Genomic DNA, 19,373 nt, shown 5'->3' with positions numbered 1-19,373 from the left:
AAGAAGCCTTCGGTCGCGGTCGGGACGGACGTTCATCCGGCCTACCAGTTGCGGCGATACGCGTGGAGCGCGAAGTTGCCGCTCGCCATCCTGACGGACTTCGAGGAGTTGGCGGTCTATGATTGCCGGGTGCGGCCTCGGCGGAGCGACAAGTCCTCGACGGCCCGCATCCTCTACCTCACCTACGAGGAATACCCGGAGCGTTGGGGCGAGGTCGCGGCGATCTTCTCGAAGGACGCGGTGCTGAAAGGCTCGTTCGACCGCTTTGCGGAGAAGGGCCGGCGTCGCGGCACGGCCACGGTGGACGAGGCTTTCCTGGAGGAGATCGAGGGTTGGCGTGAGCGGCTCGCGCGGAACCTGGCGCTGCGGAACGCGCGCCTGTCGGTGCGCGACCTCAACGCGGCGGTGCAGCGGACGATTGACCGGATCATCTTCCTTCGGATGTGTGAGGACCGGGGCATCGAGCCGGGCGGGGCGCTGCTTGCGCTCGTGAACGGGGCGAAGATTTACGAGCGGCTGGTCGCCCTCTTTGAGCGGGCGGACGACAAGTACAACTCAGGGCTTTTTCACTTCCGGCGCGAGCCGGGACGGGATGCGCCGGACGAACTGACGCCGCGCCTGCGGGTGGACGACGGGGTGCTGGCGGACATCCTCCGCAGCCTTTACTACCCCGAAAGCCCGTACGAGTTCTCCGTCCTTGGGGCGGACATCCTGGGACAGGTCTATGAGCAGTTCCTGGGGAAGGTGATCCGCCTCACCGCCGGGCACCACGCCAAGGTCGAGGAGAAACCGGAGGTCAAGAAGGCGGGCGGCGTCTATTACACGCCCACCTACATCGTCCGCTACATCGTCGAGGAGACGGTCGGTCGGTTGCTCCCCGATATTCCTTCTCCCTCGACGGGAGAAGGTGGCCGAAGGCCGGTTGAGGGTGAAAGCATGACCCCTCACCCTGCCCTCTCCCGCAAGGGGAGAGGGGAAGTATCGCGCCTCCGCATCCTGGACCCGGCATGCGGTAGCGGGTCGTTCCTCATCGGGGCGTTCGAGCGGCTCCTGGACTGGCACCGGGACTGGTACGTCGCCGACGGGCCGGAGAAACACCCCAAGGAAGTGCATGAAGGGGCGGGGGGCCAGTGGCGGCTGACGGTGCGGGAGAAGCGGCGGATCCTGCTCAATAATATCTTCGGGGTGGACATTGACGGGCAGGCGGTGGAGGTGACGAAACTGAGCCTGCTCTTGAAGGTCCTGGAAGGGGAGAACCAGGACACTCTGGAGCGTCAGATGCGCCTCTTTCACGAGGAGCGGGCCCTGCCGGACCTCGCGACCGGCAAATGGACCTCTTTGAGGAAGGGGAAGTGGAGCGCGTGAACGCGTTCGATTGGGAGAGGGAGTTTCCGCAGATTCTCGGTCCGAAGGTTCCGAAGAGGCGGCGGGGGTTCGACGCGGTGATCGGGAATCCGCCGTATGTCAGACCTCACAATCTGGCCCCTGCCGCCAAGGCTTACTTCTGGGGGCATTACAGCACGTTTGTAAAGAAGGCTGACATCTACTGCTGCTTCATTGAGCGGGGGATTTCGCTACTCCGGAGTGGAGGCCTTCTCGGATTTATCGTTTCGGACGGATGGTTGCGGCTCGACAGTTTTGAGAAGATGAGGCGCCACCTGCTCGATAGTACCACCGTGATGAAGATCCTTGATTTCACAGGATTCGTTTTTCCTCGGGCCAATGTGCTCACGTGCATCCTTGTTTTGTCGAGAGCCCGCGCTTCGGATAACGCCATTGAGGTTGCGAGGAGCGAACCGGGCGCCAACATTTGCGAGGTCGCATTCAGAACAGTGCCGCAGGAGGCTTTTGCCAGTACCTACAAGTGCATATTCGATGTTTCCATGGACGAACTCGCAGAGCGCGTGAAACACAAGATTAAAAGGATGGGGCGTTGCCTTGGTGAAGGTGTGGATATTTCTTTCGGGCTTAAGACCGGCGACGACTCGAAATTCCTGACTCGTTCTAAACGAACCGCTCGGCATAAACCGCTTTTGCGGGGGGAGAATGTCCACAGGTATAGTATCGAGTTTGAGGGAGAATACGTTTGGTATGTACCCGAAGAAATGACTGCGCACCGCCGAACGGCTCGGCCAGGATCATCGGAGCGTTTTGAGCAGCAGAAAGTTCTGGTGAGGGACACCGGTGCTGGCCTCCAGGCGACTTTGGACTGCGAAGGCTATTATGTCAAAGACGTACTCATTGTCTCTGACCCCGCGAAATCCGAACGACGCTTGAAGATGGTCTTGGGTCTGCTGAATTCGCGTCTTATGCGATTCTACTACGAGACTTCTTTTCCAACTCTTCACGTTCAAAGGGATGAGTTGGCGAGTCTGCCTTTGCTGGAGGTTGACCCTGGGGACCCAGTTTCCACCGAGATATGCGACCGGATGGTGGCCCTGGTGGAGCGCATGCTGGATTTGAACACGCGGTTGGCGAAGGCGCGGAGCGTGGAGGCGCGGTCGCGAATTGAACGACTAATTGATGCCACGGACCGCAAACTTGACAAACTCGTGTATGGGCTGTACAACCTTACGGCAGGGGAAATCCGCATTGTCGAGGAAAGCCTGGGTTGAGAGGGTGTTGCCGTGTCCGAAGAAAACGGCTGGATGGACAAAGAGGCCTATCACGCCGAACGTAATGTTCTCATAGATGCGGAGCGCGAGGCTGCGCGCGGTTTCGACAAGGCGATGATCACGCTCTCTGCGGGCGCTCTGGCGCTCTCAATAACCTTTCTGAAAAACATTGCCCCAAGCCCCATTAACGAATGGCTTCTCTTTGCCGCTTGGGCAGGATTCGGCTCATCCCTGCTTTTCATTCTCACGTCCTTTCTTTGCAGTCAGGCAGGAATGAGGAGGCAGCGCAAGATAATTGACGCGGACTTCATGAGGGTTTGCAGGGCGCGCGACCAGAAAAACATTTGGCAAAAAGCTGTGATTAAGCTTAATCTGGTGTCGATGGTTAGTTTTGTTGTAGGGGTGATACTGCTGGCGTTGTTTGCCGGCTCTAATTTGCCAGGAAAGGAAACCCCATGAGTGAGAAAACATCGCCGCCGCCCGGGAAGGATGGCAAACCGTTGGTGGAGAAGGCTTTTTCGCCGCCAGAGGCACCCGTGCAACCTGCTCCATCGACTGAGCCTTCGCCGGAAAGCAAGGCTCCTGAACCCGGAAGGATAGCCGAGTTCAGCTTTTCTCCGCCCGATGCGCCCGTTTCTCCTCCAAAGCCGCCGCCAAAGCCCAAGGAGTAGGGCGATTCTTTGTTGCGCGGCGGGTGCCTCCCACCTGCCGCGCTATTTTTCGTAGCGCGAGGGCTTGTCCCTCGCGCCGGTAGTGCGCGGGGGATAAACCCCCGCGCTACAATGGCACGAAGAGCGAACGGCAACGGACCGAGGCGAGATGCCTCGGCTGCGCTCGGCATGACAGCAACACGCTTTCGCAAGCGAAAGCGTGGCACCCGGAATGAATAGGTGGCGAGAATGACAATCCTTTACATTGATGCGTTTTCGGGGATAAGCGGGGACATGTTTCTCGGGGCGCTGGTGGATGCGGGCCTGCCCGAAGCGGACCTGCGCGCGGCGCTGGCGAGCCTGCCGATCGGGGGGTACGAACTGCTCGTTCGCCGCGAGAAACGCGGAGGGATAGAGGCGACGCGGGTCGAGGTCAAACTGGCTGAGGGCGAGCAGCCGCATCGGCATTTGAGCGACATCGAAAACATTCTCGGCGCGGCGCACGCGGCGGGGAACGGCGAGCGCCCCGCAAGCGGGGCGGCTAAATGTGGCGCGGAGCGGGGTGGGGCGGCGAACCAAACGAGGCGCGGAGACGGCGAGCGCCCGCCCCCAAAGGGGTCAATCCATCGAACAGGGACAAGGCGGGCGGCTAAATGTGGCGCAGGGGGCGCGGCGGGGGCGGGGCAAGGATCCCCGGGATTCGTTCCGACTTCGTCGGATCTCATCCCGGGGCTTTCACGTGCGTTTGCCGTGTTTCGGAGGTTGGCGGAGGCGGAGGCGCGGGTGCACGGCACGACGGCGGAGAAGGTCCATTTCCACGAGGTCGGTGCGGTGGATGCGATCGTGGACATCTTCGGCGTGTGCGCGGGGCTTGAGATGCTGGGCGTGGAGCGGGTCGTGGCAAGCCCGCTGCCGATGGGGTCGGGGTCAGTGGATGCGGCCCACGGTCGGCTGCCGGTCCCCGTGCCGGCGGTGGTGGAACTGATGAAGGGGTATCCGGTGCGTGCCCCTGCTCCGCCCCTCCTTCGCCAAGGCTACGGAGGGCTACGCAGGGCTGAGGAGGAGGAAGGGGAACTCACGACGCCGACGGGGGCGGCGCTCGTGGTGACGCTGGCGGAGGCGTTCGGTCCGATGCCGGCGATGGTGATCGAGAAGGTCGGGTACGGGGCGGGAGCGCGCGAAGGTAAACGCGTGCCGAATGTTTTGCGGGTTATCCTGGGGCGCGAGGTGGGCCCGGCTTCGTCTTCGGCTACGCCGGGGCAGGCGGATGAAGCGGACGTCGTGTGGCTGCTCGAGGCGAACGTGGACGATGCGAGCGGGGAGACGCTGGGAGCGGCGACGCAGGCCCTCTTCGAGGCGGGGGCGCTGGACGTCTGGCTTGTGCCGGCGACGATGAAGAAGGGCCGGCCGGGCGTGGTGCTGGCGTGTCTGGCGCCGGAGGGTCTTGTGGCGGCGGTGGAGGAGGCGATTTTCCGGGAGACGCCGACGTTCGGCGTGCGGCGGTCGGCCGTCGAGCGGACGAAACTGGCGCGCGAGCACGCGACGGTGGAGACGGCGTTCGGGCCGGTGCGCGTGAAAGTCGGCCGGCGCGGCGGGCGTGTGGTGACGGCGTCGCCGGAGTACGAGGATTGCCGGCGCCTGGCGGAGGAACGCGGTGCGGCGTTCCGCGAGGTGTACGCGGCGGCGATGGAGGCGTGGGGTCGGCAGCCGAGCCGCGAGCGCTAGCGAGCGGCGCCGCGAAACGGCGAGCGCGGGGCAAGCGTCCCCGGGATTCGCCGAGGCGTTGCCTCGGCTCATCCCGGGGCTTTAACGGCGTGCGGCGGAGGGTGCCATGCTGGCGATTGAGGTGGCGGGGCTGGTGGTGCTGGGGGCGGTGCTCGGCGTGTGGCTGAGCCGGGCGGTTACGGTCTATTCCGCCAAGGGCCGGGGGCCCGTCCTCAGCCGCGATTCCCATTTCAATGTGGCCGACCAGGGTCTGGTGTCGGTGATCGTGCCGGCGAAGGACGAGGAGGCGAACATCGGGGCGGCGCTGGAGACGATCCTTGCGCAGGACTATCCGAATATCGAGATTATTGTGGTGGACGATCGCTCGACGGACGGGACGGCGGAGGTCGTCCGCCAGGTGGCGGCTAGAGACGGGCGGGTGCGGCTGGTGCAGGTGAAGGAACTGGCGGCGGGTTGGTTCGGCAAGCCGCACGCGATGCACACGGGGGCCCGGGAGGCGCGGGGCGAGTGGCTCCTTTTTGTGGACGCGGATTGCCGGCAGGCCCCGCACAGCGTGCGCGTGGGCGTGGAGTTCTGCGCGGCCGAGGGCGGCGAGATGCTCAGCCTCTGGCCGGTGCTGGAGATGCGCTCTTTCTGGGAGAACGCGGTGCAGCCGGTGGCGGGGTCGGTGCTGGTGGCGTGGTTCCGGCCGGGATGGGTGAACGACCCGAAGCACCGGGCGGCGTTCGCGAATGGTCAATATATTCTGATACGACGTTCCACGTACGAGGCGGTGGGCGGGTACGGGGCGGTGCGTGCGAAGGTGGTGGAGGACATTGCTTTCGCGCGCGAGGTGAAGGGCCGGGGGCACCGGCTGCTGAACGCGGTGGGGCAGGACCTTTTCACGACCCGCATGTACGACTCGCTACGGGCCATGTGGAAGGGGTGGACGCGGATTTTTTACGGGGCTTTCGGTGGCGTGGGGCAGATCGTCGGCGTTTTTTTTCTGACGTTTTTCTTTACGCTCTTGCCCTTTGCGGTCCTGGCGGCGTCCGCCTTCGCCCTTTGGGCTTCGGCGGACAAGTCGGCGGCGGTCGCGGCGTCCGCCTTCGCCGAGGCTACGGCGGACCAGTGGGGGGCGGGCGGATGGTGGATCTGGACGGTGCTGGCGGCGTCGCTGGCGACGGTGGTAGCGATCTTCGTGACGATGCGGCGCCTGTTCATCGCCGGCTGCGGGAACCCGTGGTACCTGGCGCTTTATCCGGTGGCGGTGGTGATGGTGATGGCATTCGAGGCGGGGGCCCTCGCCCGCGCGCTGGGGGTGGGGGCGGTGACCTGGCGCGGGACGACGTACAAGGGCGGGCGGGTCGTGTCGGGGAAAGGGACGTCTTAACCGCAGCCCAGAGGGCCCCTTTCTCACATGGGGAGGACGCAGAGCACGCAGAGAACGACAGGGATCGGGGAACGGCCGAGCGGCAGGGAACGGGCAGGGTGGGTGCGTGAGTGAACGGCAAGCGCCCCGCCCTTCGACGATGCTCAGGGCAAGTAAACTGGGCGGGGAACCAGGGGCGTGTTGTGGAATCAACCTGGGAGAAGGGGGAGAAAGGCGGCGTTTGGTGGCGCGCGAGAAAGACAAGAAAGGGCGGGGACCCCCAGGGGGTCGGCTGGCAATGGGGGGCGATTGGAAATCCGCCATGGCCAAGGCGATGAAAAGGCCGATGCGGCAAGAGGTGCGAAGAAAAGCCCCTCGCGCCTCTTGAGTTTTCATCTCGGGGTTGCGGCCCGAGGCGGTTCACTTCACAGTTTGTGCGGCCTACACCCCCCCCGGCCGCATGGCAGGGCCTGCGTCCTCTTCGCATGGCGCACCTTACCATGCGTCCCCGGGGATTCATCCCGGCGCGCCGGGATTCATCCCCGGGCTTTAATGGCGCGCGGGGGGGGTTGGGTTTGATTGACGCGGGGGGCCAGAATCGCTATATTCGAGGGGTAAACCCGGGTTCCAGGGGCAAGAGACATGGCGAAAAAGAAGGCGAAAACGGGCAAGAAAAAGGCGGCGGGGGGGCGGGAACGATTGCGGATTGAACGGCGAAAGGCAACGGCGAGCGCGGCGGCGCGCACTGGCGGCCAAGCCGCCAGTGCCACCCAGGAAACGGGATCATATCGGGCGGATGCGATCAAGGTGATGAAGGGTCTGGAAGGGGTCCGCAAGAGGCCGGATATGTACATTGGTGACCGGCACCAGCGGGGCCTGCATCACCTGGTGAACGAGGTGGTGGACAACGCGATCGACGAGGCGATGGCGGGTTTCTGCGACCGCATCGTGGTGACGGTGCACGCGGACGGGAGCCTCAGCGTGACGGACAACGGGCGGGGGATCCCGGTGGACCTGCACAAGGAGGAGAAGAAGCCGGGCATCGAGGTGGCCCTGTCGATGCTCCACGCGGGGGGGAAGTTCGACCATGCGAGTTACAAGGTGTCGGGAGGGCTGCACGGGGTGGGGGTGTCGGTGGTGAATGCGCTATCGGAGTGGCTGCGGGCGGAGGTGCGTCGCGACGGGCACGTGTGGCGGATGGCCTTTGCGCGCGGGAAGACGGCGGAGACGCTGAAGAAGGTGGGGAAGGCGGCGAAGACGGGGACGACGATCACCTTCAAGCCGGACCGGGAGATTTTCGAGGACCCGACGTTCAAGTTCGAGATTCTGGAGGGTCGCTTCAGGGAACTGGCGTACCTGAACGAGGGGATCACCATCCGGCTGGTGGACGAGCGGGACGGGCGCGAGGCGGAGTTCCGATACAAGGAAGGGATCCGGGCGTTCGTCAAGCAACTGAACGAGGACAAGGAGACGGTGCACCGGGACGTGATCTACTTCCGCCGGGCCGACGAACCCTCCGGCGGGGAGGTGGAGGTGGCGATCCAGTACAACGACGGGTACACGGAAAACATTCTCTCGTTTGCGAACAACATCAACACAATCGAGGGGGGGACGCACCTGTCGGCGTTCAAGGCGGCGGTGACGCGGACGCTGAACTTCTACGCCAAGAAACAGAACCTCCTCAAGGGCGACAACCCCCCGAGCGGCGACGACCTTCGCGAAGGCATGACGGCGGTGCTGTCGGTCCGCGTGCGGGACCCGCAATTCGAGGGGCAGACGAAGACGAAGTTGTCGAATAGCGAAGTAGGTACATTCGTCGAGACCGCGACGAACGAGATGCTCGGCCAGTACCTGGAGGAGCACCCGCCGAACGCCAGGCGCATCATCCAGAAGGCGGTCCAGGCGATGACGGCCCGTGAGGCGGCCCGCAAGGCGCGGGACCTGGTGCGCCGGAAGGGGGCGCTGGCGTCGGGGAATTTGCCGGGGAAACTGGCGGACTGTGCGGAGCGCGACCCGGCGCTCTCGGAGGTGTTCCTGGTGGAGGGGGACTCGGCGGGGGGGAGCGCGAAGCAGGGGCGCGACCGGCGGACGCAGGCCATCCTGCCGCTGAGGGGGAAGATTCTGAACGTCGAGAAGGCGCGGATCGACAAGATGCTGGCGCACGAGGAGATTGCGACGATCATCTCGGCGCTGGGGACGGGCATCGGGACGGACGACTTCGACATCGAGCGGGCGCGATACCACAAGGTCGTGATCATGACGGACGCGGACGTGGACGGGAGCCACATACGGACGCTGCTATTGACATTCTTTTATCGGCACATGAAGCCTTTGATCGACCAGGGGTACCTGTACGTGGCGCAGCCGCCGCTGTACCGCGTGCGGCGCAAGGGGCGGGAACAGTACGTCAAGAGCGACCGGGAGATGAAGATGACGCTGCTGCGGATCGGGGTGGAGGGGACGACGCTGCGCGTGAACCCGCCGCCGAAAAGCCGAAAGCAGCCCGACGAAATCTCGGGGGCGAAACTCGAAGAACTCGCGCTCCTGCTGGCGGACATGGAAGAGTTGGTGCGGTCGCTCCATCGGCGGGGCATCCTGTGGGAAGAGTTCCTGGCGCGGCGCGACAAGCGGGGCGACTTCCCCACGTGGGCGGCCCGGATCGGCGACGGGGTTGAACTTTTCCACTCCGAGGGGGAGGCCGCCAAGGCCATCGCCGCCGCGTTCCCGAAACCGAAGCGCGAGCGCGCCGCCGATAAGAAGACCGAGGAGCCCGAGAAAGGCGAAAAAGCCAAAGAGGCCGAGGAGCCCGCGGCCGAGGAGCCCGAAATCCCGGAGCCGGAAGAACTCTTCGGCGCCAGGGAACTCAATAAACTGGCGAAGAAACTCCAGTCTCGGGGCCTGGACGTAGCCGACTGGCACCTCGAGGTCGAAGAGCCCGTCGGCGGCGAGAAACCGTACACGAAGTTCACCGTTGCCACCGACGGTGACGCGGTGGGCGTGGCGGGCGTGTCGGAGATTCTGCCGACGATCCGCCGCCTGGGCCAGAAAGGCATGGACATCCAACGATTCAAGGGCCTGGGGGAGATGAACGCGGAGCAGTTGTGGGAAACGACGATGGACCCCGCCCGCCGGACCCTGAAGAAGGTGCTCGTCGAGGACGTCGCCGAGGCCGAACACATCTTTTCGGTCCTGATGGGCGAAAAGGTGGAACCCCGTCGCGCCTTTATCGAGCAGCACGCGCTGGAGGTGCATCGTGCTGGCGAAGCGGCGGCCGGTGGGGGACGCCGGGGCGGAGGCCGAGTTGCGCGGACGCCTCGAAGCCGAGCAACGGGCGCGCGTCCAGGCCGAAACGCGCCTCGAGGCGGAGCGGAAGAACCTGGCGGAGCAGCGGCGAATCCTCGACGAGGCCCAGGTGAAACTGAAGGACGCGTTCGCGGCGCTGTCGGCGGAGGCGCTGAAGGAATCGCGGCAGGAATTTCTCGGCCAGGCGGGGGAGCGCCTGAAACCGATTCAGGACCTGCTGGCGGAGTACCAGAAGCGCCTGGCCGAGATCGAGAAGGCGCGCGAGGGGGCGTACGGCGGCCTGGATCAACACCTGAAAGGCCTGGGAGAAGCGCAGCAACTCCTTCGGAAAGAAGCCCACCAGTTGGCAACAGCGTTACGAAATCCTGCCGCACGCGGCCGATGGGGCGAATTGCAGTTGGAGCGAGTACTCGAAATGGCCGGGATGTCGTCTTACTGCGACTTCGGCACGCAGGAGACACAGAAGACGGAAGAGGGGCACCAGCGCCCCGATGTGACGGTGAAACTTCCCAATGATCGGCGCATTCCGGTTGACTCCAAGGTGCCATTGGATGCGTATTTTGAGGCGTACCAGGCGTCTGACGAGAAGGCAGTCGAGGCGGCGCTGGACCGCCACGCCCAGGCTGTCCGCAACCACGTGAGGTCTTTAGGTGGGAAGGAGTACTGGAAGCAGTTCAAAAACGCACCGGACTTTGTTGTCCTTTTCTTGCCTGAGGAGTCGTCCTTCGCTGCGGCGCTGAAGACCGATCCCAATCTCTTTGAAGAGGCGATACAAAGGGGTGTTGTCATCACAACGCCGATGACGCTATATGCCCTGCTCCGGGTGGTGGCAACCGGCTGGCGGGAGCATCAACTGGCCGAGAACGCCCAGCGCATCGCCGAGGTCGGAAAGGACCTGCACGACCGCATTCGTGTGTTCGTAGAGCACTTCGGCCGGGTCAAGGAGTTGCCCGGCGTCGAGACGGTCGAGGGTCCGACGCGGGCGCTGCCGGAGGGGGAAACGTAGTGGCGCACGCGCTGAACGGATAGCGCGGGGCAAGCCCCGCGGCGAACCTGATTCGCCGCCCCGCTTGCGGGGCGCTGCTGAGTGAAGGAGGGACGGATGCGCGACGAATTTTTGGCGCAGGACCCGTGGCGTGTGTTTCGGATCATGGCGGAGTTTGTGGACGGGTTCGAGATGATGGCCCAGGTGCCGCCGGGCGTGAGCGTCTTCGGATCGAGCCGGGCGGGGCCGGACCATCCGTACTACGCGAAGGCGGTGGAGACGGGCCGGCGGATCGTGGAGGCGGGGTTCTCGGTGATCACGGGCGGCGGTCCTGGGATCATGGAGGCGGCGAACAAAGGGGCGAAGGAGGCAGGCGGCGAAAGCATCGGGCTGAACATTGTGCTTCCCTTCGAGCAGATCGCGAACCCTTACCTGACGAAGGTCATCAACTTCCGTTACTTTTTCGTCCGCAAGGTCATGTTCTCCAAGTATGCCGTCGGGTTCATCTTTTTCCCGGGCGGGTACGGGACGATGGACGAGTTCTACGATACCATGACGCTGATTCAGACGGAGAAGATTCACCGGCTGCCGGTGGTTCTCTTTGGGACGGATTTCTGGTCGGGACAACTCTCTTGGCTGCGCGAGACGGTGCTGGGGCGGTTCGAACACGTCTCGCCCGAGGACCTGGACCTTCTGTGTGTGACCGACAAGCCTGCGGACGCGGTCCGGCACATCGCGGAGAACCTGGCCGTCCGCGACCGCGAGCCGGTCCCCGAGCCGGGCAAGTGGGACACGCCGGAAGGAAAGGTAATGCCTTAACAAGAAAGGGACTGAGCGACTGAGGGACTGAGGGGCTGAGGGAACAGCAAAGCAACGCCCCGGAGCGGGGAGGTGGACGTGGCGGGGAAAGGGATACGGACCTACCGGGATTTGGCGGCGTGGCAGAGGGCCATGGACTTGGCGGAGTGCACGTACCGCGTGACCGAGGCGCTGCCGCCCGATGAGCGATTCGGGCTCGTGTCGCAGATGCGCCGGGCCGCGGCCTCCGTGTCGGCGAACATCGCGGAAGGTCATGGCCGGGGTCACCGGGCCGAGTTCCGCCGCTACCTCCAGATTGCGCGCGGAAGCCTGTGCGAGGTGCAGACGTATGCGGAACTGACGCGCCGCCTGGGGTGGATCAAGGGCCCGGACCTGACGAAGTTGCGGGACTTGTGCCACGAGGTGGATGCGATCCTGGCCGGCCTCATCCGCTCCCTGGGCCGCAAACCGGGAACCGGAGGCTCGGGAACGGGGGCGCCTTAGTCCCTCAGTCCCTTGGAGGCGGCGTTTCGGATTGACCGGCGGCGTGTGGGCCGGTACGATCTAAAGGCTTGCGGGGCCGAGGTTTGGGTCGGCCCGCTCCTCGAGGGAGAGTCCGCCGGTGGCGTCGGAGCCTCTGGAAGTCGGGATTGGCCGGGAAGGCGCTGCCGCGCCGGCGTCGGCGGAACGTTCAGGAGTTGCATCGGCGTTTCGGGCGAGCCCGGCCGAGCGTGCCGTGCAGGCGTTCCTGGCGCTGGTGTTGGCGGCAGGGTTGGCGGCGGGGTTTCTGCTGGTTCCGTCGCGGACGGGGACGGGAACGCACCGGATCCTCGGCCTGCCGGAGTGCGGGATGTTGAAGGCGAGCGGCAAGCCGTGCCCGACGTGCGGGGTGACGACCTCCTTCGTTCTGGCGGCGCACGGGCGGTTGGCCGAATCGCTCGTGAACCAGCCGTTCGGTTTCGCGCTGTTTCTTCTCGTGGCGGTGGGCCTCGCGGGCCTGGTGTTCACGCTGGCCACGGGGCGGAGTTGGTATCCGGTGTTTGTGCGCGTGAATCCCGTCGTCATCCTCCTCGCATTATTGGGATTGTTATTGGCCTCGTGGGCGTACAAGTGGTCGGTGATGTGAGGCGTCGGAGGAGAAGCGGTGGCGAGCCAAGCATGGAGGCGTTCGGTCGCTGGCGCGGCGGGCGCGGTGTTGGTGGCGCTCGGGCTCGCGGCGGGGGGGTGCTACGCTCCGCACTTTTTCGTGTGGCTTTTCAAGCCCGACAAGATAACGAAGTCCGTCAAGGAGGAGTATCACCTGGAGGCGGAGCGGTTGGTCATCGTCCCCTACGCGGGGACGGACATTCTGTTCACCTACCCGGCCGTGCCCGTGGAGATCAGCCAGGAACTCGTGTATGCCATCGTGCGGGACCTGGGGGGGCGCGTCAAGACGATCGTGCATCCGGTGGAGGTGGTGCGTTGGCAGGAATCGACGCTCGAGTGGCCGAACATGTCGCTCGAGCGGATTGCCAAGGAGTTCCAGGCCGACACGCTCCTGTACGTGGAACTGGGGCGGTACACGATGGTGGAAGAGGGGTCGGCAAACCTGTTTCGCGGCCGGGCCAAGGCCCGCATCGAGGTCGTCAAGGTCGGCGCGGAGCACAATCCCGTCTATGACGCCACGGTCGAGACGACCTACCCCGAGGACGTTCCGGTGGGCGTCCTGGGGACCACCGAACGGGTCATCCGCCAGTATACGAATTTTCACTTCGCCCGCGATGTCATCCGCAAGTTCTACGACCACAAGGTCGAGGTGAAAGGGGGCCAGCCGTGAGCGTGCGCGCCGGTCGGATGGTGGCGGCGGTCCTCGCCGTCTGGGCGGCGGCCTGTGGGGGGTGCGACCAGGCGGCCTGGATTCTCGTGAAGACGGTCGGCCCGTGGGTTCCGGAGGAGAAGGTCGAGGCGGAATACCGCCTGGCGGGGCAGAGCGTCCTGGTGCTGGTGGACGTGGCGGATCCGTCGGTGGCGTCGGCGTATCCGCGGCTGGAACTGATGGTGTCGGACGGGATTTGCAAGGCGCTGGAGCGGGAGGGAGCGGCGGGCCCGATCGTGCCGGTCCACAGCCTGGCTGCCGCACGCCGGACAGAGCCGGACTTCGCCCGCTGGTCGGTCGCCCAGGTCGGCCGATACTTCAACGTCGACCTGGTGATGCACATTGAGTTGTACGAGTTCCGTCTGAAGGATTCGCCGGGGGGGAACGTGTTCCACGGTTACGCGGAGTCGGCCGTCCGCGTCGTCTCGCCGGAGACGGGGAAGCAGGTGTGGCCTGTGCTGGCGAGCGCGCGGCTGGTGACGGCGGAGACGACGCCCGACGTTCAGCCCGAGGAATCGGCGGAGGTCGCCACCATTCTCACCGAGGGCCTCGCGGACAAGATCGCGCGCCATTTTTATGCGTACAAGAAGGACGATTTGCCGATGCGGCCCAGGGTCAAGTGAGCGGGAGAGCCACCGTGGACGGCACAGGCGCAGGGCGCGGCTGGGTTCGCCGCCCCGCTTCTGCCTTCGTCCCGGCGCGCCGGGACTACGGGCGGACAGGTGCGGGGCGCGTGCTGTCGGCCTTGGCACTGGCGCTCGCGCTGGCGTCTGCGACCGGGTGTGCCCCCCCGCGCCGCGAACCGATCGTCCTAAAGCCCATCGAGGGCGCGCCGGGCCTGGCGAACCGGCCCACGTTCCGCGTGCGCGTCGTCCGCCTCGTGCACCGCATCCGTCCGGACGCGCCGGTCGAGGACGTCTGGCGCCTCCTCGGCACGACCGACGTGCCGTATGAGAAGCGGGGCCTGTGGTCCGCCAACGACCTGAGGTTGGGCGACGGGGCCCGCCTCGCCGCCGAACGCATGAACGAACTGTTGGTGCAGACCTCGGACCGCACGGTCCAAATCGCGGAACTGCTGGTGCGCGAGAACATGGATTTTCTCGTCACCCTGGGCGCCGAGCGCGAGGACCTCGAAGTGCTTTGGACCGATGCCGCCGGACGCGTCTCGGGGCGGCGGTTTTCCGACGCCCAACCGGGCCTGCGCCTGGTGTGCCGGCGCGACGCGTCGGCCCCGGCGACGGTCTGCATCGCCTTTGTGCCGGGGGCGACTTACGGCGCGGAGGCGCTGCGCTGGGTGCAGACGGAGTCGGGTCCCGTGCAGCGTGCGGGGCGTCAGGAGTTCACGGCGACGGACTTGGCGGCGGAGGTTCGCCTGGCGCCGGGGCGGATGCTGGTGCTCGGCGGCCAGCGCCGCTCGCCGGTCAGCCTCGGCGGGGCTTTTTTCTACGAGCAGCGCGGGCCCGACCTGTGGGCCCAGACGATCGTCCTGACGGCCGAGGAGGTCCCCCTGGCGAAGGTGCCGCCCGGGACGACGGTTCCCTTCCTGCCGCCTGCGTCGCGGCCGTGAGGCCGCCGGCAACCGCCTGCTTATGTGGTTGACACCCCTTCGCGGGAGCCCCTATAATCACGTTCCCAGGGGCGATTTCGGTTCGGGAGAGGCGCATGGGACGATTGGCGTCGGCGGCCGCAGGAGCCGTTCTGGCCGCAGCCTGCCTCGCCCAAGCGTCCGGCTGCGGCACGTGGAAGCGCCCGGGGGAGGAGCGGACGCGTCTGGCGCTGGAACTGGCCGACGCCCTTCGCCAGGAAGCCCTTGCCCTCCCCGACGAGGAGCCGCGCCAGCGCCTCGTGACGGGCCTCGGGCAACTGCGCGACGTCCTGATCGGCCAGGTGGAGGCCAAGCCGCTCGAGTCGGGCGACGCCGGGCCCGTCCTCCCGGAGCCGGCGGGCGGCATCGGCCCGGTCCCCCCGTGGGTGACGATGCTCGCGCCGAAGAGCCTGGTGATCGGGTTTTTCACGCAGAGCAAGGATTTCGACGGCAGGCCGGGCGACGACGGCATCGAAGTCCGCCTCCAGCCGATCGACCAGTTCGGCGATCCGACGAAGGCCATCGGGTCGTACCGGGTCGAGATATTCATGTATCAGTACAAGACGCTCGAGAAGCGAGGTCGGCGGCTGGGGCACTGGTTCGTCTCGGTGCTCGATGCCGAGAGCAACCGGAAGTACTACGACCCGATCGACCGGTCGTATGTGTTTCCGCTGCTGTGGGAAGAGCCGCTGGGGTCCGGCCTGATGGTCATCGTACAGGCGACGTACTATCCGCCGGGCGGCTTCGAGGAAAAACTGATCGCCCAGCGGGTGATCAAGATCGGCGCGGAGTAGCGGGCGCCAAAGGCGTGGAGGCTCCGGATGGACAGGGCGCGTGGAGTGGGTTTGGCGGCGGTGCTGGCGGCCGGGCTTGCGCTCGGGCTGACCGGCTGCCAACTGACGCGCCAGAACTACCAGAGCGTCTCGCTCGGGATGCCGGCCGAACGCGTCGAGCAGATTCTCGGAGCGCCCCGCTACCGGTTTGCCGATGAATGGGTGTACACGCGCGACGACCCGCGCGACCTCGTGAAGGTCAGCATGTACTTCGACGCGGAGCGCCGGACGGTCGGAAAATGCTGGCGGAATCCGGAGAAGCCCTGGGAGAACCATCGCGAGGGCGAGGTGCCCGAGGGCCGGTCGGAAGCCGGCGGCGGGGCCCGCCCTCAAGGAAAGGAATGAGAATGCGCTCGAACGTGTGGATGGCTGCGCTCGTGGCGGCCGCTTGCCTGGGATCGGCCGGCTGCTGGTACCAGCGCCCGGACATCGAGGACTGGTATGAGGACGTAAAGATAGGCTGGGAGAAGCAGCAGGTCGTGGACAAACTCGGCCGCCCGACCGTCATGCTCGAGAACGACATGATGTATCTCTACGACGACCCCGAGAACCCGATCCGCCTGCGGTTCGTCCTCGATGAGGACGAAAAGGTCATCGAGAAATACTACGAGTCGAGGGAAGAACTGGCGAAGCGGCTCGAAGAGGCCCGGCGCCGGGTTCCCCCCGTCGAACTCGTGCCCGGCGAAGAGCCGCGCGGCTACCCCGGCGCACCGATGGAACGATTTGAGAAAAAGCCCGGCGAGCCCGGCGCACGATAAATCCCGGAGACGCCCGAGGAGCGCGGATTCCCTCGTGGAGCCCGCGCTCCTTTTCTTGCGCCGCGGGTTCTAAGGCGTCCGGCGTCGGAGGGTGATTTCCTGCTCGGCCGAGAGGACCTCGCCCGAAAGGGTCGTGAAGCGCGCCCGCAGGAGCACTCGGTCGGAGGCCGGAGGCTTCCCGCCCGGCCAGTCGAGTTTCAGGACGTACGCGTAAAGCCCCAGGCCGCTGAGCCAGGTCTTGGCGAACTCCTGGCGCGTCCACTTCCAGTCGGCGAGGGTCCGCGGCTTGTCGCCGACGAGTTCGAAGGCCTCGAGGTCGAGGCTCCCGGCCCGTTTGACGACGTCGCCCTCGGCGTCGAGCGGCTCGAGGACGACCTTGAGGCGTTGGTCGCCGGGCCGGCCGTCCGCCGCCAGGCCCCCCGTGAACTTTCCGAATCGCAGGGCGACGGCGCGGAAGGGGTCCTCGACCGCCTTGGCGGCCTCGGGCGCCGGCCGGCCGGTCCCTTCAAGTTCGGCGAGGCGCTGCCTCGTGGCGAGCAATTCGTCTTCGAGGCGTGCGCTTCGGGCCATGAGCATCTCGACCTTTTCGCCGCGCGAGAGGGGTTGCCCCGCGCACCCGGCCGCCAGAATCATTGCCGCCCCCGCGGCCAACTGCGCGAAAGCGTGACGCGGAGTGTGGCACTGGCGGCTTGTCCGCCAGTGCTTCTCCCGAACCTCATGCGCACGGCCGGGCAAGACCGGCCGTGCCACACCGCCCACCCGCCGCGTCGGTTCCATTCCCGTCGCCTCCCGTTTGAAGCCGCCTCTCTCGCCCAAGGCTACTCTAGGATGGTCTCCCGCCGCTGTCAACTGCGCGAAAGCGCGACCCGGAGGGCGGCCTTGGCCCCGGCGCGCTCCCGGCGCGCCTGCCCCGCCTGCCCCGTTGGGGTTGGGGTTGGGGCCGGGACCGGTGCGCCGTTCGAAGCGGGTGCGGCAATTTTTCCTGGCAGCCTCCCCGAGCGTATGGAATGGGTTTGGATAAACCAAGGCTGTGGGGGTGGCACTGGCGGCTTGTCCGCCAGTGCGGCTCGCCCACGGCCTTGCACGGGCGGACAAGCCGCCCGTGCCACCCGCGGGTCTTGACGCGTTTGGGACATTTGCCAGAAAACGTTGCCGCACCCGCGGAAGGCCGGCGGAAGGCCTTTTCCCTTGCAAGAACGGGCCTCGCGGGCTACGATTCGCCGGTGCGCCCGAGGCCGACCCCGGCGCGCCGGGGGTCCGGGCGCTGCGGCTTAGAGCGAAATGGCAAACACGCGGATCATTTCCTCGGGGAGGGGCCGCGGCTGGATCGCGCGGCCGGAGGCCGCCGAGCCGCTCCTGGCCGACGGCTGGCCGGCCTTTCTCGATGGTCCCCTCGCGGGACCGGATCGTCCCGCTCACCTGGAACTCGTCAAACAGGGCCGCGGACGCAACATCTTCCGCTTCGAGGCCGCGGGCAAAACCTACTACATGAAAGACTACGGGGGCTCGGGCCTTTGGCGGCGCGTCCGGGCGATGGCGGGGCGCGGCCCGGGCCGGCGGGAATGGGACGCGCTGGAGGCGGCGCGGGCGGCGGGGCTCGACGTGCCGGAGGCCGTGGCACTCGCGCGCGGACCGGCGGAGCGGCTCGTGACGGCGGGCGTTCCGGGCGAGCGGCTCGACGAGTATCTTTTCTCGCGCTATTTTGAGCCGCAGGCAGGCGACCCGCCGTATCCGGGCGCCCGGCCGCCGGAACTCGTCGCGGTGTTTCGCCGGCGGCGCGTGCCGACCGAAGGAACGGTGGATCCGAAGACGTTGTCGTGGCGGCTCGCGGACGTCGTGGCCCGCCTGGCGGAGGCCCGCCTCTATTTGCCGGACCTCCATCCCGGCAACATCCTGATCTCGGGCGGCGCGGGCACGTGGCGGCTGTGGCTGGTGGACCTGGCGGAGGCGGTGCGGCCGGCGCCGGCGGACGCGGTGCTCCGGCACCTGGTGCAACTGGAACATTTCTTCGAGCCCATCGCGTCGCCGGTCGAGCGGATACGGTGCCACAATCGCGTGATCCAACTCCTGGGCGACGGGCCGGACGCGCGGCAGGTGGCGCTCGGGACGTCGGCGTATCGCCGGCGGTTCTATCGCCGACGCGACCGGCGGACCCGGCGCGAGTCGAAATACTTCAAGCGCCTCGCCGCCGGCGATTGGCGCGGATGGGCGACCGCGGACCGGGCGAGTGCGCTGGAGCGGCTCCTGGAGGCGGGGGACCCGACGGCCGCCGCCGGCGCGAAAGTCGTCAAGGAAGGCCGGACGGCCGGCGTCTGGCGCGTCGCGTTCGACGACGCCGGGGGCCACGCCACGCTTTTCTTCAAGCGGCACAAGCGGGCGTCGGGCCTCGGCCGGTCGCGGTCGGTGGCGGCGTTCCGCAAGGGGCACGCGCTGCTTGTGCGCGGCATCGCGACGGCGCGGCCGGCCGGCGCAGTGGACAAGCGCCGCGGCCCGTGGCTCACAGACACGCTCCTGGCGACGGAACCGGTCGAGGGCGAACCGCTCTCCGACTGGCTCCGCGCCGGGCCGCCCGCGACGGAGCGGAGGCGGATGGCGCGGAGGGTGGCGCGGCTGATTCGGCGGATGCACGAGGCGGGGTTCTCCCACCGCGACCTCAAGGCCCCGAACATCCTGGTGGCGCCGGCCCATGGGCCGGGGGCGCAGCCGGTGCTGGTGGACCTCGACGGTCTGGCGTATAAAGGAACCGTGTCGGCCCGTCGGCGGGCGCAGAACCTGATGCGCTTGAGCGTAAGCCTGGACGAATGGGGCGTCGCGCGCCAGACGGACCGCCTGCGGTTTCTGCGGGCGTACCTGGCGCCGGCGGGGTGCCTGGCGCCGATCACGACGCGTCGGCGGCGCGGGCGCGCGGAGCCGGG

General features: G+C 66.6%; 17 protein-coding genes and 1 pseudogene. 17 read left to right on the top strand and 1 reads right to left on the bottom strand.

Features of this window, described 5'->3' with window-relative positions; genetic code table 11:
* The 16 genes and pseudogenes from NTX40_09190 to NTX40_09115 form a co-directional block, all read left to right on the top strand.
* A partial coding sequence (locus NTX40_09190; protein ID MCX5649252.1) for a restriction endonuclease subunit M occupies positions 1-1,365 on the top strand: 1,365 nt, incomplete at its 5' end.
* A complete protein-coding gene (locus NTX40_09185) occupies positions 1,353-2,615 on the top strand; it encodes an Eco57I restriction-modification methylase domain-containing protein (GenBank protein ID MCX5649251.1) in 1,263 nt (420 codons plus the stop codon). The genes NTX40_09190 and NTX40_09185, both read left to right, overlap by 13 nt.
* A gap of 12 nt (positions 2,616-2,627) precedes the next feature.
* A complete protein-coding gene (locus NTX40_09180) occupies positions 2,628-3,074 on the top strand; it encodes a hypothetical protein (GenBank protein MCX5649250.1) in 447 nt (148 codons plus the stop codon).
* A gap of 440 nt (positions 3,075-3,514) precedes the next feature.
* Positions 3,515-4,990, top strand: coding sequence for a nickel pincer cofactor biosynthesis protein LarC (gene larC, locus NTX40_09175; protein MCX5649249.1), 1,476 nt, complete (start codon positions 3,515-3,517; stop codon positions 4,988-4,990).
* A gap of 106 nt (positions 4,991-5,096) precedes the next feature.
* Positions 5,097-6,362: a glycosyltransferase family 2 protein gene (locus tag NTX40_09170; GenBank protein MCX5649248.1), complete on the top strand. Its 1,266-nt coding sequence runs from the start codon at positions 5,097-5,099 to the stop codon at positions 6,360-6,362.
* Between the two features lie 684 nt (positions 6,363-7,046).
* Positions 7,047-9,590 (top strand): annotated as a pseudogene (gene gyrB / locus NTX40_09165) (DNA topoisomerase (ATP-hydrolyzing) subunit B).
* 163 nt (positions 9,591-9,753) lie between these two features.
* On the top strand, positions 9,754-10,650 hold the full coding sequence (locus NTX40_09160; protein MCX5649247.1) for a DNA recombination protein RmuC: 897 nt from the start codon (positions 9,754-9,756) through the stop codon (positions 10,648-10,650).
* Between the two features lie 96 nt (positions 10,651-10,746).
* Complete coding sequence (locus tag NTX40_09155) at positions 10,747-11,448, top strand: TIGR00730 family Rossman fold protein (GenBank protein ID MCX5649246.1); 702 nt, start codon at positions 10,747-10,749, stop codon at positions 11,446-11,448.
* Positions 11,449-11,526: 78 nt separating this feature from the next.
* Complete coding sequence (locus tag NTX40_09150) at positions 11,527-11,931, top strand: four helix bundle protein (GenBank protein ID MCX5649245.1); 405 nt, start codon at positions 11,527-11,529, stop codon at positions 11,929-11,931.
* Between the two features lie 118 nt (positions 11,932-12,049).
* Positions 12,050-12,553, top strand: a complete 504-nt coding sequence (locus tag NTX40_09145; protein MCX5649244.1) for a DUF2752 domain-containing protein — start codon at positions 12,050-12,052, stop codon at positions 12,551-12,553.
* A gap of 18 nt (positions 12,554-12,571) precedes the next feature.
* On the top strand, positions 12,572-13,243 hold the full coding sequence (locus NTX40_09140) for a hypothetical protein (protein ID MCX5649243.1): 672 nt from the start codon (positions 12,572-12,574) through the stop codon (positions 13,241-13,243).
* Complete coding sequence (locus tag NTX40_09135) at positions 13,240-13,905, top strand: hypothetical protein (protein MCX5649242.1); 666 nt, start codon at positions 13,240-13,242, stop codon at positions 13,903-13,905. The genes NTX40_09140 and NTX40_09135 overlap by 4 nt, the downstream gene beginning before the upstream one ends.
* 14 nt (positions 13,906-13,919) lie before the next feature.
* Positions 13,920-14,849, top strand: a complete 930-nt coding sequence (locus NTX40_09130) for a hypothetical protein (protein ID MCX5649241.1) — start codon at positions 13,920-13,922, stop codon at positions 14,847-14,849.
* 95 nt (positions 14,850-14,944) lie between these two features.
* Positions 14,945-15,661 carry a hypothetical protein gene (locus NTX40_09125; protein ID MCX5649240.1) on the top strand — a complete coding sequence of 239 codons (717 nt, stop codon included), beginning with the start codon at positions 14,945-14,947 and terminating at the stop codon, positions 15,659-15,661.
* Positions 15,662-15,688: 27 nt separating this feature from the next.
* Positions 15,689-16,045 (top strand): hypothetical protein, encoded by a 357-nt coding sequence (locus NTX40_09120; protein ID MCX5649239.1) that lies wholly within the window; start codon positions 15,689-15,691, stop codon positions 16,043-16,045.
* Positions 16,042-16,458 (top strand): hypothetical protein, encoded by a 417-nt coding sequence (locus NTX40_09115; protein ID MCX5649238.1) that lies wholly within the window; start codon positions 16,042-16,044, stop codon positions 16,456-16,458. Before NTX40_09120 ends, NTX40_09115 begins: the two co-directional genes overlap by 4 nt.
* Before the next feature lie 69 nt (positions 16,459-16,527).
* On the opposite strand, the gene NTX40_09110 is transcribed toward NTX40_09115, so the two are convergent.
* Positions 16,528-17,091, bottom strand: coding sequence for a hypothetical protein (locus tag NTX40_09110; protein ID MCX5649237.1), 564 nt, complete (start codon positions 17,089-17,091; stop codon positions 16,528-16,530).
* Positions 17,092-17,739: 648 nt separating this feature from the next.
* Between NTX40_09110 and NTX40_09105 the strand changes: the two genes are divergently transcribed.
* Positions 17,740-19,373: hypothetical protein (locus NTX40_09105; GenBank protein MCX5649236.1), on the top strand; the 1,634-nt coding region annotated here is incomplete at its 3' end.

This window comes from Planctomycetota bacterium (genome assembly GCA_026387035.1).
GTDB lineage: Bacteria > Planctomycetota > Phycisphaerae > FEN-1346 > FEN-1346 > JAPLMM01.
Note: the sequence above shows the minus strand (reverse complement) of the source record. Positions and strands in the feature narration are given on the sequence as shown.

Coding starts and splice junctions, on each gene's coding strand:
- larC (MCX5649249.1), top strand. CDS start 3,515: ATGACAATCCTTTACATTGATGCGTTTTCGGGGATAAGCGGGGACATG.
- NTX40_09170 (MCX5649248.1), top strand. CDS start 5,097: ATGCTGGCGATTGAGGTGGCGGGGCTGGTGGTGCTGGGGGCGGTGCTC.
- NTX40_09155 (MCX5649246.1), top strand. CDS start 10,747: ATGCGCGACGAATTTTTGGCGCAGGACCCGTGGCGTGTGTTTCGGATC.
- NTX40_09125 (MCX5649240.1), top strand. CDS start 14,945: ATGGGACGATTGGCGTCGGCGGCCGCAGGAGCCGTTCTGGCCGCAGCC.
- NTX40_09120 (MCX5649239.1), top strand. CDS start 15,689: ATGGACAGGGCGCGTGGAGTGGGTTTGGCGGCGGTGCTGGCGGCCGGG.
- NTX40_09115 (MCX5649238.1), top strand. CDS start 16,042: ATGAGAATGCGCTCGAACGTGTGGATGGCTGCGCTCGTGGCGGCCGCT.
- NTX40_09110 (MCX5649237.1), bottom strand. CDS start 17,091: ATGATTCTGGCGGCCGGGTGCGCGGGGCAACCCCTCTCGCGCGGCGAA.